Origin of the sequence: Bacillus sp. FSL K6-0993 (assembly GCF_037977205.1) — a bacterium.
In the GTDB taxonomy this organism is placed as follows: domain Bacteria; phylum Bacillota; class Bacilli; order Bacillales; family Bacillaceae; genus Bacillus; species Bacillus subtilis.
In genome coordinates this window covers 1,756,013-1,769,961 of sequence record NZ_CP150275.1, presented here as the reverse complement: position 1 = coordinate 1,769,961, position 13,949 = coordinate 1,756,013, and the positions used below count along the sequence as shown (strand labels likewise).

The 13,949-nt window shown below is 38.9% G+C and carries 18 protein-coding genes; 3 read left to right on the top strand and 15 right to left on the bottom strand.

The features are described 5' to 3' along the window. Window positions 1–45: 45 nt before the first annotated feature. The 6 genes from fabD (MHH79_RS09245) to MHH79_RS09220 form a co-directional block, all read right to left on the bottom strand. Window positions 46–2,349 carry an ACP S-malonyltransferase gene (fabD, locus tag MHH79_RS09245; protein WP_340035097.1) on the bottom strand — a complete coding sequence of 768 codons (2,304 nt, stop codon included), beginning with the start codon at window positions 2,347–2,349 and terminating at the stop codon, window positions 46–48. After that, window positions 2,346–3,320, bottom strand: coding sequence for an acyltransferase domain-containing protein (locus MHH79_RS09240; RefSeq protein WP_340035096.1), 975 nt, complete (start codon window positions 3,318–3,320; stop codon window positions 2,346–2,348). The genes fabD (MHH79_RS09245) and MHH79_RS09240 overlap by 4 nt, the downstream gene beginning before the upstream one ends. Before the next feature lie 503 nt (window positions 3,321–3,823). Continuing rightward, window positions 3,824–4,690: an ACP S-malonyltransferase gene (gene fabD / locus MHH79_RS09235; protein ID WP_047182629.1), complete on the bottom strand. Its 867-nt coding sequence runs from the start codon at window positions 4,688–4,690 to the stop codon at window positions 3,824–3,826. Then, entirely contained in the window at window positions 4,687–4,953 is a 267-nt protein-coding gene (locus MHH79_RS09230) for a hypothetical protein (protein WP_120363368.1), read from the bottom strand. Before MHH79_RS09230 ends, fabD (MHH79_RS09235) begins: the two co-directional genes overlap by 4 nt. 109 nt (window positions 4,954–5,062) lie before the next feature. Continuing rightward, window positions 5,063–5,740: an MBL fold metallo-hydrolase gene (locus MHH79_RS09225; RefSeq protein WP_003231824.1), complete on the bottom strand. Its 678-nt coding sequence runs from the start codon at window positions 5,738–5,740 to the stop codon at window positions 5,063–5,065. Window positions 5,741–5,929: 189 nt separating this feature from the next. Further along, complete coding sequence (locus tag MHH79_RS09220) at window positions 5,930–6,547, bottom strand: TetR/AcrR family transcriptional regulator (RefSeq protein WP_063335375.1); 618 nt, start codon at window positions 6,545–6,547, stop codon at window positions 5,930–5,932. A gap of 120 nt (window positions 6,548–6,667) precedes the next feature. Between MHH79_RS09220 and MHH79_RS09215 the strand changes: the two genes are divergently transcribed. The 3 genes from MHH79_RS09215 to MHH79_RS09205 all read left to right on the top strand — a co-directional run bounded on the left by MHH79_RS09215 (window position 6,668) and on the right by MHH79_RS09205 (window position 9,119). Continuing rightward, window positions 6,668–7,225: a hypothetical protein gene (locus MHH79_RS09215; RefSeq protein WP_014476847.1), complete on the top strand. Its 558-nt coding sequence runs from the start codon at window positions 6,668–6,670 to the stop codon at window positions 7,223–7,225. 155 nt (window positions 7,226–7,380) lie between these two features. Beyond that, window positions 7,381–7,836 carry a regulatory YrvL family protein gene (locus tag MHH79_RS09210; RefSeq protein ID WP_100506585.1) on the top strand — a complete coding sequence of 152 codons (456 nt, stop codon included), beginning with the start codon at window positions 7,381–7,383 and terminating at the stop codon, window positions 7,834–7,836. Between the two features lie 983 nt (window positions 7,837–8,819). Next, complete coding sequence (locus MHH79_RS09205) at window positions 8,820–9,119, top strand: contact-dependent growth inhibition system immunity protein (RefSeq protein ID WP_100506584.1); 300 nt, start codon at window positions 8,820–8,822, stop codon at window positions 9,117–9,119. Between the two features lie 37 nt (window positions 9,120–9,156). Here MHH79_RS09205 and MHH79_RS09200 read toward each other — a convergent pair whose 3' ends face one another. The 9 genes from MHH79_RS09200 to MHH79_RS09160 all read right to left on the bottom strand — a co-directional run bounded on the left by MHH79_RS09200 (window position 9,157) and on the right by MHH79_RS09160 (window position 13,937). Continuing rightward, the gene (locus MHH79_RS09200) at window positions 9,157–9,324 is read right to left on the bottom strand and encodes a hypothetical protein (protein WP_340035095.1); all 168 of its coding nucleotides are present in this window, start codon (window positions 9,322–9,324) and stop codon (window positions 9,157–9,159) included. After that, the gene (locus MHH79_RS09195; RefSeq protein ID WP_340035094.1) at window positions 9,324–9,857 is read right to left on the bottom strand and encodes a phage terminase small subunit P27 family; all 534 of its coding nucleotides are present in this window, start codon (window positions 9,855–9,857) and stop codon (window positions 9,324–9,326) included. The genes MHH79_RS09200 and MHH79_RS09195 overlap by 1 nt, the downstream gene beginning before the upstream one ends. Before the next feature lie 71 nt (window positions 9,858–9,928). After that, the gene (locus tag MHH79_RS09190; RefSeq protein ID WP_268462900.1) at window positions 9,929–10,279 is read right to left on the bottom strand and encodes a transglycosylase; all 351 of its coding nucleotides are present in this window, start codon (window positions 10,277–10,279) and stop codon (window positions 9,929–9,931) included. After that, window positions 10,239–10,613, bottom strand: a complete 375-nt coding sequence (locus MHH79_RS09185) for an HNH endonuclease signature motif containing protein (RefSeq protein ID WP_276735224.1) — start codon at window positions 10,611–10,613, stop codon at window positions 10,239–10,241. Before MHH79_RS09185 ends, MHH79_RS09190 begins: the two co-directional genes overlap by 41 nt. Then, window positions 10,610–10,990: a hypothetical protein gene (locus tag MHH79_RS09180; RefSeq protein WP_276735221.1), complete on the bottom strand. Its 381-nt coding sequence runs from the start codon at window positions 10,988–10,990 to the stop codon at window positions 10,610–10,612. The genes MHH79_RS09185 and MHH79_RS09180 overlap by 4 nt, the downstream gene beginning before the upstream one ends. A 113-nt stretch (window positions 10,991–11,103) precedes the next feature. Next, window positions 11,104–11,808, bottom strand: coding sequence for a hypothetical protein (locus MHH79_RS09175; protein ID WP_340035093.1), 705 nt, complete (start codon window positions 11,806–11,808; stop codon window positions 11,104–11,106). Window positions 11,809–12,043: 235 nt separating this feature from the next. After that, window positions 12,044–12,781 (bottom strand): hypothetical protein, encoded by a 738-nt coding sequence (locus MHH79_RS09170; protein ID WP_326205448.1) that lies wholly within the window; start codon window positions 12,779–12,781, stop codon window positions 12,044–12,046. Window positions 12,782–13,014: 233 nt separating this feature from the next. After that, the gene (locus MHH79_RS09165) at window positions 13,015–13,557 is read right to left on the bottom strand and encodes a tyrosine-type recombinase/integrase (RefSeq protein ID WP_340035092.1); all 543 of its coding nucleotides are present in this window, start codon (window positions 13,555–13,557) and stop codon (window positions 13,015–13,017) included. Further along, entirely contained in the window at window positions 13,557–13,937 is a 381-nt protein-coding gene (locus tag MHH79_RS09160; RefSeq protein WP_340035091.1) for an ArpU family phage packaging/lysis transcriptional regulator, read from the bottom strand. The genes MHH79_RS09165 and MHH79_RS09160 overlap by 1 nt, the downstream gene beginning before the upstream one ends. Window positions 13,938–13,949: the final 12 nt, after the last annotated feature.

Below are 13,949 nucleotides of genomic sequence, written 5' to 3'. Positions count from 1 at the left end.
AAGGGATTATTTTAATGATTTTTTATAGGTATATTTTCATAATATTCAAACTTTCATTTTTATGTTGTCTGTTTCATGCGACGGCTGATACATCGATTGCATCCGTTCATGAAGCAATACTGCCGTTTCTATCATTAATTTTTTCCCGATTTCATCCACATGGCGGTTTCGCCAATTTTCTAATTGCGATCCTTTAACCCATTGATTAAAGGCTCCCAGCGCGGGACCGCAGTGAATTTGATAATCGACCTTCGAATGTTCGCTTCCGCTGATTGCCAATTTTGAGCTGTATCTGAAGTACCATCGGAAAATCAAAGCCATTTTATGCTTCGGGTTTTGTTCAGCCTTCTCAATGTCTGCCGCGGGATAATGCAATGCAATATCTTTATATATGTCTTCTATACTGCGTTTAAAGTATTTCTCCTCAAGCTGGGACAGCATCTTTGCATCCAGCTCACGTATAGACCCATACCGCTGGTACAGTTCATATAACTTGTTTGCCCGTGCGGGAAAGAACACGCCTTTCTTTAGCACCTGCACTTTACTGCCCGATTCAAACATATCACCTGCAGGCGCATAGGCTGTATCTTGTACATTCATCTGCTGAAGCAAATCCTTTACTTTATCACTTGTTGCCGCCTCAACCGTACATTGATTGATTGAGCCTGTTAGAATAAAATCAGCCCCTAGCATAAAAGCCGCCATCGCTGCCTCAGGTGTTCCAATCCCTCCAGCTGCACCAACTCTTATTTTTTTCCGAAATTGATATTTTTTCATCATTTCATCTCTTAAAGATGTCATCGCCGGCATCAGGCTGTATGCCACACCGCCATCTGTATGACCGCCTGAATCAGCTTCTACACAAATATCGTCAGCCATCGGAATGCACCGCAACAACTCAGCTTCGTTCATAGTGATTTTATTTTCTCCTAAAAGCTTTTGCAGCATATTCTCAGGCGCAGGACTCAGAAATGATCCTGCAACTTCCGGCCGTGATATTTTTGCTATGAGACGATTTGAGCATATAACGTCACCATTTTGATTTCGTTTCACTCCTTTTGCGCGGTACCTTACTAATGCGGGAGTGACACTTAAAAATGCTGAAGCTTCCACAATGCTCACTTGATTCCTCAATAAAAGATCGATCATTTTTTCTTCTGATTCAGTATGTTTCATATTGTGGACCAGATTGATGCCGTAGGCTTGTCCTTTCCCTAATTCACCTTGTATAGCATGGATCGCATCTTCAACCTCTTTCAGGCTCAGACCTCCTGTGCCAAAGAACCCCATCATTCCCGCTCTTGACAGCTTTACTACCATTTCTTTCGAAGCAATGCCGCGGTACATTCCTCCTGCAAGATAAGCATATGTAAGATGATAATCTTGTTTAAATTCAGCACTTCCTAAAGATTCTGCCGTAATCCCAGCTTGAACATTGCGTTGCTCCTTTAGATGCGCACTGATCGCGGGGTTCTTTTTCGGTATATATGTCAATGGTTCAGCTTCATTTTTAATCCGATGAATGAGACCGGTTAAAACAGCTCCAGGCCCAATCTCTTCAAACTCCATTTTTCCTCTTCCCATCAGGAAACGAATGCTGTCCGTCCATTTCACTGTGTTGTCCATTTGTTCAGATAATGTATCTTTTAATCTGTCTTGATGGTATGGCTCTGCGTAGACATTGGAGATAACCGGGATCGCCAAAGGTGCAAACTGGAATGAGTCAATATATTGCTTAAATACCTGTTTGGCTTCATTCATATATCTGGAATGAAAAGCTCCGCTCACATTTAATGGATGAAACAGCTTTACATCCTTGGTGTTTTCAAAAATAGCCCGAGCTTTTTCAATCTCTTTTTTCGGGCCAGAAATCACAATTTGCCGGGGCGTATTTTCATTTGCCACATCAATGTCATGAAGACGGTGCTCTTCTAAAACGGCTGTAACTTGTTCCTTACTCAGGCCGATCACAGCAGCCATTCCGCCCCCTGTAATTCGTCCCATCAATTCTCCTCTTTTTTTGACGAGCCTTAATCCGGTTTCAAAATCAAATGCACCGGCTGCCATCAGCGCATTGTATTCTCCTAAGCTATGTCCTGCCGCAAAATCAGGTTTTCTGCCGGTCTCCTCCACTCTCTTCAAGTAACTGAGTGCATTAACAACGTACAAAGCCGGCTGCGTGTATTCAGTATGATTTACATCCAAATAGGATTTTTCGGTACATAGCTTCTCTATTGAATAGCCCAATATTTGATCTGCTTGATCAGTCAAATGCTGATATTGTTCAAATAGGCCTTGTCCCATCCCCTTTTGCTGGGAGCCTTGCCCTGGAAAGACATATGTAATCATCTTGTAAACTTCCTTTCTGGTGTACGGAAATACTCAACCGTATTCAGATTTTTCAGCTCCTGATGAAATGGTGTTATGATTGAGCAGCAACGGTCAGCTGAATCACCCGGAATCAGCTGTTTCACAAAAGCAGCTAAGGTGCCGGATGGCCCTAAATCGATAAACTTGCATGTATGCTGGCTTTCCAAATATCGAATCGCTTCACGAAACATCATTGGCTTTCTGACCGCATTCCAAAAGAAATTCTCGTCCATTACGTGAAGGCAGCTTCCCGTTAAGCTCGATACAATCGGTATTGACGGTTTTTTAAAAGATTTTGATCTTAAAAATTCTGCATAGGCACTCTCTGCCGGATCAATAAGCGAAGAATGAAAGGCATAGGACACAGGAAGCAGCTGGCAAAGAATCTGCTTCTCTTTTAAATCCTCCATAATCTTCCTTATATGATCTTCTTCACCAGAAATGACGAAGTGCGAATCATAATTGATAGAAATGAGTTCACTATTTCCAAACAGTTGCGGATAATCATTCAGCAATTGCGGTTTGTCCAGAATGGCCACCATTTTTCCTTTATCACAGGAATTTTGGATGATAATAGCCTGTTCTAGTATGCAATCCAGTATATCCTCTGCGTCTGACACACCAGAAACTGCCGCTGCTGCGAATTCTCCCAGACTTGATCCCAATACGTAATCAGGATAAATTCCCCTGTCTTCCAAAACCTTATATAAGGAATACTCAATCATAAAAATGGCGGGGTGGGAAAAAAGAATACTGTCAAACGGATCTGACACACGTTTATCTTGATGGTAGATTTCTTCAACAATGGATGTGCCGATTCGCCGTGCTGCAATGGCATCCATTTCAAGCATTGATTGGCGAAACACGGTATTTTCCTTAAATAGTTCTTTCCCCATGTGATAGTATTGGGAACCTTGCCCGGAAAACATAAAAACAAGCGGTTCATTCATGTGTATAACCTTCTTTTTTTATATTTATGACGGCTATTGGATTTCTTATTTTCATGTATGTTGTAAAAGCACATAGCAGCGATTGAAATGAAATTAATAAATGGAAAAGACATATGTGAAAAAGTAAAGGAGATTCAACTTGGATGGATTGCTATTGGTGCTCTGGATGCGGTTCATTTATGACGTGATCGTAGATGTATGTTGATATCTCAAAATTGATGTAACATGATAACAGGATCAGCAAAGAACATCGACTCTATGATTGGTGGGTGCGGTTAAAAAATGGACCATCTAGATGTGGGAGCGATGGTTTGACAGACCGGCTGACATAGTTCAAATGTCTAACTTAATTTATCAGCCTCTTTATGTAACAGTATATAAAGTTATTCAATTAGAAACAGTGTCAATCGAACGATTGAATCTTTAAAACTTTATACCTTAAATGAAAGGAAATCTATGTTTAGACCTGATTGATGAGATACATGGCCATAGGAGCAAATGCTTTAGCGTGGCATTGCTTCCGCATCTTTCTTTATGCGATGAATTAACCCAGTTAAAACATTTCCAGGCCCTACCTCCTCAAACTCCATATGGCCTTTTTTCATTAAGTATCTTATGCTGTCAGTCCATTTCACTGAATGATTAATTTGATCAGCCAGCGTTTGTTTCATGAATTCGTATGTATACGGTTTGGCATACACATTAGAAATAACCGGGATAGACGGAGGCGAAAAATAAAAGGCATGAAGGAACTCCTCAAATTCTTCTTTTGCCTTATTCATGTATCTGGAATGAAACGCGCCGCTTACGTTTAAGGGGAGTACCATTGTAACTTCAGTCATCGCTTCAAAAAGAGATGCGGCTTTTTCAATCTCATCTTTTTTTCCTGAAATTACAATTTGATATGGGGCATTCACATTAGCGATATCAACATCATGTAAATGATATTCTTTCAGAGCCTTTGCAACCTGCTCTTCATTTAGTCCCATAACAGCTGCCATACCGCCGTTGCTTATCAGACTCATCAGTTCGCCTCTTTTTCTGACAAGCTGTAAACCTGTCTCAAAATCAAAGGCTTCAGCTGCAAATAATGCATTGTATTCACCCAAGCTGTGCCCGGCGACAAAGTCAGGTTTAACTCCTTCATCCTTGATTTTTTTCAGATAGCTTAGTGCGTTTACCACGTATAACGCCGGCTGAGTAAATTGCGTTTTGTTTAAATTGGAATAAGGATTTTCCAGGCAAAGACGTTTGATTGAATATCCTAAGATCTCATCTGCCTGATCCGTCAGTTCTTTAAATTCATCGAATAGGCCGCTGCCCATTCCCTGTTTTTGTGAACCCTGACCTGGAAAAACATATGTGATCATTCTCTCAAAGCCACCCTTCCGATTAGTAGATGTGTTTCACTTCTGTATGATTTAATAATAGTGATGACCGGATAAATAGTAGCATGTTCATGTTGATGGTAACCTCTGTAAATATTATCCGTCAAGTTAATTTTTCCTACAGTTTGCTCGATTGTTTTTCTGCTTTTTTCCATTGAGGAATAAAGGATCAGGAGATATAACAGAACATAAGAAAAAAGACCCGGATTACGTATAGGGCGCCATATCATGATAATGCGCTTCATTTTCTTTCAAATGAGTTTTCAAAATAAATAACACCTTCTATGTAATCATTTTCGAAAATAAAAATCATTTAGATATTCGAAGAAAAATAGGATAATAGATTCAGAAGGATTATTTAAAATCAAAAATACCTTTTTGGTTTTTACGAGTGCGAAATTTCACAAAATATTCTTTCTTATCAATTTGAAAGTAAATATTATGCTGATAAAGATCCTTTATCGAATGGCCGGGCGATTTGCCAAATGAGTGACCAGGATACACCCGTACATGGGGTGAAACCTCCGACTTTATTCTTTGAATGCTATCAAACATCTCTTCCGCAGAGCTGCCATCATCCTCACATATGCCGCATCCTTCTGTAAACACCGTATCTCCGGTAAAAATACTCTCAGAAAACAAATAACACATTCCGCCGGCTGTATGCCCCGGTGTGAGAAGGCATTGTGCTCTTGTGTTTCCTATGCTGATCGTCTGATGATCATCTAGGCTAATTAAATTTCTGCATCGGAATTGATAATAATCAATTTCTTTTTTTGACATATAAACTTGAGCGTTAAACATCTTCGTCAGCGGGTCTACCAGATTTACATGATCATAATGAGAGTGTGTCAATGCGACTGCCTTTAATTCCGCTTCGAGTTCAGAAAGTGTAGTGGTTATCTTACTCAATTCCCATGAGGGATCAACAACAATTGCAGATCTGCTTACAATATCTTCAATGATATAGCAATAATTCGTCCAGCCCTGATACCTTGTTTTAATTGGATGCACCTTGTAAGTAAGATTCATTTATACCATCCCTATCATGTAAAGTTCTTAAACGATGGACCAGTGTTCACCCCTCAGTCCGTCTTTCATTCCACTTTACCAAACAGCATGATTGTTTTCCATTTTTTTCAGAGATCCTTGTTCTTTGAATATAAAAAAGCGACTCTTTTGGACGCATGCCCAACAAGAATCGCTTTTCGCACTAGTGCCTTAAGGATGTCGTTTTTGTGTCTCACGTGTATCTTCCACGCAAATTGACTCTACATGCTGCATAATGACCCGCTTAATTCGGTCTTTATTCACTCGCACAGGGTCAAGCATGGCATGTAAAGCCAAGCCGTCAACAAGCGCGTAAAGTCTCTCAGCTTCAATGTCTTTATCAGCATTCTTCTTCAGTAAATCGGATTCATCTAAATAGGCAATCAGATTCCGCATGCCGCTGAAAATCCCGTCATGATTCGCATCAAACATATCCTTTTTATGTCTGGCGTAAGCAGTAAAAGCAAACCAAACCTCCATCTCTCTAATCGTTTCTTCATTCGTTGGGACCATTTCAAGCAAAATTTGCAACACTTTTTCCTTAGGGAGCAAATCCCTCACTGCAATGTCCTTAATTCGGTCCGTCACCTTTTCTTGGACAAGTTTCATTGCAAAAGCAAGCAATTCATCCTGTGTAGAGAAATAATGGCGCAGCGCACCTAATGACAATCCTGCTTCCTTTGCAATGTTCCTGGCTGATGCTCCTTCCATCCCTCGTTCTAAAATGACGCGCCACGTTGCTTCTGCAATTTGTTTTCTTCTTTTCTCATGGTCAATTTGTTTTGGCATAGCTTTATTGTAACAAGAAAAAAATGAGAGAGCAATTTTTATAATACAGTTGTGTTACAAAAACAAAGATGATAACATATTATTTAAATAATACAACTGTATTGAAAAGAGGGGAATGGATTGAACGGTATCGCATGGATGATTGTTTTCTGTGAAATTGCGTTTTGGGTTGTCATTGTTTTGGGGCTTGCTGTACGCTACGTATTCAAACGACATACATTAGGACTGCTATTCCTTGCCTTAACTCCAGTTATCGATTTGATCTTGTTAGCGGCAACTGGTGTGGACCTTTACCGCGGAGCCTCAGCGACCGCAGCCCATGGGATTGCAGCTGTTTACATCGGTATATCGATCGCTTATGGGAAACAAATGATTCAATGGGCAGATGAAAAATTTCAATATTATGTGACAAAAAAAGGCGCAAAACCGCTGAAACGTTTTGGAATGGATCATGCCAAACACGGTGCGAAAGGCTGGCTAAGACATGTGCTGGCCTACTTAATTGGTGCGGGACTATTGGCAGGGATGATCTATTTTATCAATGACTATGCCCGAACCGAGGCATTGAGCGGCATTCTTAAACTGTGGACTGTCATTATAGGCATTGACTTTCTCATTACAGCCAGCTATTTTATTTGGCCAAAAAAAGAGAAAGCTTCGGCGAATCTCAGGAGTTAACATGATGAAAAAGGCCCTTCCCCAGTGGAAGGAGCCTTTTTTGGTTTTGTTAAAATATGCTATACTATTTTCGTCAGAAAACAGACTTATAGATATTTTGGGCTGATTCAAGGGTAACTGTTTGTATGAGTAAGCAGGTGAAGGGAGTGTCATACTTGAACCAAAAAGAACAGAACGAGCACTCTAAAGATTTTAACCTGAGATCAAAATTAATCGGAATTGTATCTATCACTTTTATCGCGGCCATTGCGCTTGCAGTCATTCTCGGCGGCTTTTTCTTCGGGATGAAAGGCTTATTCTCTATACTGGGCATCACATACGCTTCCAATCAAACATTAGCTTTATTTATTTTAGCCTGCTTTGCTGTAGGTTTAATCATAGACCCACTCACAAAGATTATCTCTATCATTTTGGCAAAATCACTTTCATTTAAAAAGACTGCACTTTTTGCTTTTATACTGTATTTTATCAGCAATCTTATAACGATCTGTTTTGCAGATTACTTTATGCAGTCTATTTATATTCCAGATATCTTGCTTGTTGTGATATCAGCAGTGATGGCTTTCACTGAACTTGCTTTTGATGACCAGCCTAATGGAGAAGCAGCTTAAAATGCCGATGGCAGATATGGAGAATTCATAACACCTTATATTTGGACATCACCAGTTATATAAACGAAAAAAACTCCCTGTTCACACGAACAGGGAGCAAAACACAATGTTGTAATTTAAATTCTGCATTCTAAAATGATTCTTACATTCGGATCATCAAGTTCATCCAAAAAGATAATGATCTTCGGACCACATGCCATATGTTTCCACCTCCTCACTCAAAATATACATTAATCCCAATTGACTGTAAATGGAAATTTTGTTATACGGAGGAACCATGAAGTATAATGCGTTAACACTGCTCACACGTTTACAACCGTTTCTTATAATCTGACACTCGAAGGAGTACAAAAAAAGCATTGATCCATTCAGAGAATGGATCAATGCTTACCACCCCCGCTACGATAGGAAATATCGTTGGTCCAAAAGGTGCAGGTGCCGCAGTGCAAACCACTACCAAGCTTTCTTTCTAAAGTAGTAAAGTGGTTAAAGGTGGAACAGTAGCAACTCATATCAATAAAGGGATAAAACAAAGGAAAAGCCTATATCAAATCTTTCATTAAAAGTAAGAATGATCTTGCACTTGTCGGGATTGCTCAAGACATCGACAATACGTATAACGTAAAAAACACTCCTCTACTAAAAAGTATTATTGAAGATAAATCGGTAAGACTGATGAAGAGTTATTACAGAGGCTACAGATAAACAAGAAGATACGTGCTTTTCTAGTTTCACTGATAGGCCAACTGCAGAAAGAGTCGCTAATGAAACATTAACTAAACCATAAATAGGAAATTGAAGAGTGGTTAAATAGTGATATTGACGATACATTACCGTTTCCTTATAGAGGAAACCGAAGTTATAGGAAGAGGAGTTCGTAAATGTTCAAATGAAGTTAAAAATATGAATAACGCTAGAATAGTATTAAAGAAAAATAAAGATTGTAACTTTATACTACAGGCTACCCAACGAGGTGATATATAGTGATTGAAATCAAACTTTCTGATCCTGTATTTAGATTTCTCGGTGGACATTTCCACCAAGATATAGAGTCTCCTGAAGATGCTCTTAATGAATATCTAAATGAAGCATCACAGAAACTAAAAGAAAGAGATTTAATAGCACTAACTGAGTTTGTAAATAGTGATTATTCAGAAGAAGACAAGATTGAATTTATAGAAGAAGCAGCTGATGGTATATACTTTCCTGAAGATGATACAACTCCATTAGAATGGCTTAAGCAGGTCATTGAACAAATTAAAGAACACCTTAAAACATTATAGATATAAAAGGAGCCCCTCTTATTGAAGGGGGCTTCTTTTATTGTTTCAGTAAACCTTCAGTCATCTTCTGCATAGCGGTCAACACCTTGAAAAAAAGATCAACTGCCCATCTGTGCTTTTTGCTTGCCTTGATTTCACCGGAACGGATTTTCTCAGCGTATGACCACACCCGTTCTATGAGAATTTCGGCAGTAACCTCTTGCATTACATGCGGCCCCCGAACCGTTCTTCCTCTTTTGACTTCGGTTTCCCATCATCTTTTTTCGGGATGACGAGTTTACAGCGAGAGGAAATGGTCAGTCCTAAATCGCTTGAAGCTTGCCGGCATTGTTTAAACAACTTGTCTTGGTTTATCAATAGTTCAGAATAGTCATCATTCGGAACAACCTTTTCTTCTTCGCCTATTACATTCCCGTCATCATCAAATTTTCTAACGATCACTGTTTTCATCGGACCCCGTTCAATTAATTGCTCTGTTACTTGCAAATATAATTTCCGGGCAAACAAAAAACGGGCAAGCGCATCAACATCTAAATTGGTCATAATCCCGATGTTTTTCAGCTCGTCCGCTATCTTTTTAAACTCTCTTTTTAAGTCTTTTGGCAAATATGATGGAGCTTTTACTTTGTCGTTTGGTGCTTTTATTTCCTGTGCTCGACGCTCCTCAATCTCTTGCTGTGTCAGGTGTTTCTTCCCTTTCACCAGTAGCAAGTCAACAGGTTGCCGCGGTCTAGCCATTCCCTCGCCTCCTTCCGAATTTTCATTTAGGGAATTTTTCAAAATGGGGAGGGGAGCGCGGTCTCCGGCGTTCACCCCTCAGAGATTTTAGGGTGGGGGGTGCTCATTTCCTCTTTCAACTGCAGCATTGCGGCTTCTAATTTCTTTTGTGCTTCTTTTAATTTCTTTGTATACAGATCGAATGCTGTTTCCTTTTTCATCGTTGCACGAAGAGCAAACAGTTTCTTTACCTTCTGTTGCATACGTCTTATGTCAGCGTTGGTGTAATAGGATGTATACTCAGTCCGACACCGAGGACACTTGATATAATGCTCACGGATTCCTTCGTCATGCTTCCTAACCTTCGAGCATCCTTTAACTAAGAGCATTGTTCCACATTCATCACACATGCACGTTTGATGTTCTGTTCCCAAATCCTCCATCCTCCTTCGCTGTCTTTCTGCTGTGGCACGGCGCACATAGTGGCTGCCAGTTGCTAGAGTCCCAAAAGAGTTTCATGTCTCCTTTGTGCGGGTTGATATGATCGACTACTGTTGCCGGCACCCGTCTACCTTCCATCATGCATGATACACAGAACGGATGCTTTGACAGATAGCCAAGACGCGCCTGCCTCCACTTGCTGTTATATCCACGCTTAGCAGCGGACTCCCGGTATTGATCATAGGCCGGCTTGATACGCTTGTGTTGTTCGCAGTATCCCTCTCGCGTCAGGTTGGGACAGCCAGTTTCATTACAGGGCTTCAAAGCTTTCTTCATAGTTTAAACACTCCAGCATCGATCAATGTTTGAGGACGCAGTCCATGTTCTCTATCAGCATCTCTTTTTTTGATCATTGCTTCATATGAAAAACCGTCTGTATCAGATAAAAATTCTTTATTTAAAAACAATAACCACCCACATTGAGAACCCTCATAACCCAAGAAGAAATGTCTAACAAACCCGAAATTTTCACTAGCCTCTTCTACAAATTCTTTATCTTCGTCTAACATTTTACAGAGGCGATCCTTTTCTTTTTTTAGGTGTTCCATCCTTTGCTCTATACCTTTTATTGATTCTTCAAGAGATGGTATCTCCTTTTCTAAAGTGCGACGCGCTTGCTCATAGACTTTGTTTCTCAATATATTCTTTTGCACTTAACTCCCTCCAATCATATTCTTTCTAAACTGCCACCGTACTCAAGCCGTTAACCGCCAATTGTCTATCCTGAGATTTACCGGAAGCAGTTTACAGAGAATATAAAAACCCTTCAGTTAGAAGGGTTCTTTTGTTCGTCTTTATTTAAATTTAGATAATACCATCCCATATTCTTTCCTCTTAAATTTTGTATCCTCCAGTAATATAAATGAAATTTTTTTACACTATGACTATCTTTAATGATTGTCTCGTTTTCTTCCTCTTTAAATGATCTTACACTTTTATATTTCATCCGTTGTCCTGTTTGCAATTGATACCAAACATCTATTCTTTTAATTCCATATTTGCGATTAGTAACATTCTCATGAGTTATATCCAGTGGGATATAAACCTCATCATCGGGAAGCATAAATGGCAAAGATGTTTCTATTATACTCTCATCATCGTTACCTAATTTTATTTTAATGTATCCACCTGTAATAATACTTTTCCCAACAGTCCTTACCTGTAAATAGTTAAATCTAGATACATCAGTGAAATTCTCATCTTGATCTAGTCTTTTTCCTATTATAAATTTCTCTAAACTCTCGTAGCTCTTTGGCAATAATAACTTGGACCCCTTCTTTACAAAAGGAGCATTTTTAAGATGGTATTTTCCTGTTATCTCATCCATCACCATAAAAGTTCTGTATTCAAACTTAACTTTATGATCTTCATTGATTCTACCTAAAATAAAAGTAATAAATGGTACTATAATAGCTGCTGCAGCTGTTAATGCGGTGGGTAGTACACCGAAAGTTTTTATAAGTTCGTCCACACTGTTTCACCTCCCCCTTATTATCGGTGAAGGGAATGAACAAAGGAACAATTTGCAAAATTTGTCGAACGTTTTCTGTGATTCAGATAACTGTTAACCGATGCAGTTTGAAGAGAATAAAAAAAGCGACCCCGCTTATCAGCAGTGCCGCTCCCTTGATCTATTACCTATTACCATAATAACTCACTTTAAAGAAAATGGAGTGCCGTTATCCTGCCAAGATTATGCCATTTTTTTAAATTATAAGTTTTTTCGGTTTCTTCCTTCTCTTGTTTCTTAAAAAAACAAAATTAATAGTTGCAAATAACAATCCCAATATATTAAGTATTAACATAATAATAGAAAAGATATTGGAAGAATTAGTGTCGGTTATTACATAAGCTGACGCTAACCCCAAAAGACTCACTACCAGTAAAGTGAAAAAAGGTAATAAACGTACAGAAGGTGATTCAAGTGTTGAGAAAGAGTAAAATGATTTTAACCCCTTAATTGACCCTTTTAATTTATAAAAATTTTTATCATCTGTATGTAATATTTCAATTACAGCACCATCCGAAGCATCTAAATAATCAAATTTCACTTCTAGAATGTTAGGGTTATTTTCATCTATTTTAATTATAAAATCATTTGCATCACTGCTTTTTTCCAATATGGTTGCAGAAATAATTTCTTGTCCCTCACTAATTTCTATTCTAACAGGATCTTTTTCTACAATGTTTTTCCCCTCAATAGTAACATTTCCACTATTCCAAACAGTCATTTGAGTGTTGGTTACTCTTTCAACAGACTTTCCCTTAAAAATAATTTCTATATCTTCCGGAGCTTTATCGTTTTTTCCAACTACTCTTTCACTTTTGAATGTATATGTCAGTTCATTTACTTTTCTGTTTTTATAATGAGAATAAATTGCAAATAAAATACCGAAAAGTCCTATTAATGAACCAATCCACCCCTGATTTAATAAGTTAAGCACAGATCACATCTCCTAAATTATTCATATATTATAATGTACTTACTTATCGGCATATTATCAATATTGAATTACCCATATGTTTTATACTGTGCAACTCGTCGAACTGAGCCAACCCCTTGTCTTCTCTGTTTTTAACCAATATCCCTAAAATGAATTACACACCTGTTATTTTTGAGGAATTGACGGAAAATGCAAAGAAAAAGGCCCATCCTTGTTGTTTTGGATGAGCCTGGTTATATTTTGAATTTCTTCATAGCGTTGTTCATGGCGTCTTGATTGATTCCGATGTATCTAAGGGTTGTCCGTTGGTCTGAGTGATTAAATATCTCCTGCAGCATAGCAACGTCCTTCGTTTGTTTGTAAAAGTGATAGCCAAATGTTTTCCTCAATGTATGCGTGCCGATGTCGTCTAAACCAACATACTCAGCAGCAGCCCTGAGAATCTTGTAAGCCATCGACCGGGATATCGGTTTGTTGATTCCTTCTCTGCTTTTAAAGAGAAACTCATGATCCTCTTTCCCTTCGACATAGACCTTAAATTCTCTTTGAAGAGCTGGCGTCATGTCGATTCTCTTTTTCTTTTTCGTTTTCTTCTCAATGAGATTGAAATAAGGACGTTTGGCGTCTCTTACTCTCAGCTGCAGAATATCTGAGATGCGGAGCCCTGAATTGATACCGGTCACGAATAGCATGTAATTCCTCATGTTTTGCTCTTTTAAAAACCTCTTGATGTAGAAGATACATTCCGGATCACGTATAGGCTGAACAAAATTCATTAAGAAGCTGCCCCTTTCTTGTATACTTCTTCTCTCAGAGCAAATGCCAGCCGGTAGAGAGCTTTTGCTTTCACACGATAATAGCTGCGCTGGCTCAGGTCCATTTCTGCATACACTTCATAATCATACATTTCTTCCGGCTGCATATAGAGCATGACAATGATTTGCCGTTCTCTTTGAGAAAGACGGTTAACAGCTCTTTGAATCCTTTTTAGGAATTTATCACGCTGAATCTCCCAATCAAGACGTTTTAACGCTGCCTCTTCTGTTGAGGAATGAAACTCATTCGTGATGCTTGGCGGAACAATGCTGTAAGTAGGTGTAACTTTTGGCAAAAAATCATCTGATACCTGTAAGAGATATAACCGGTATTGATCCATCAGCTACTCTGC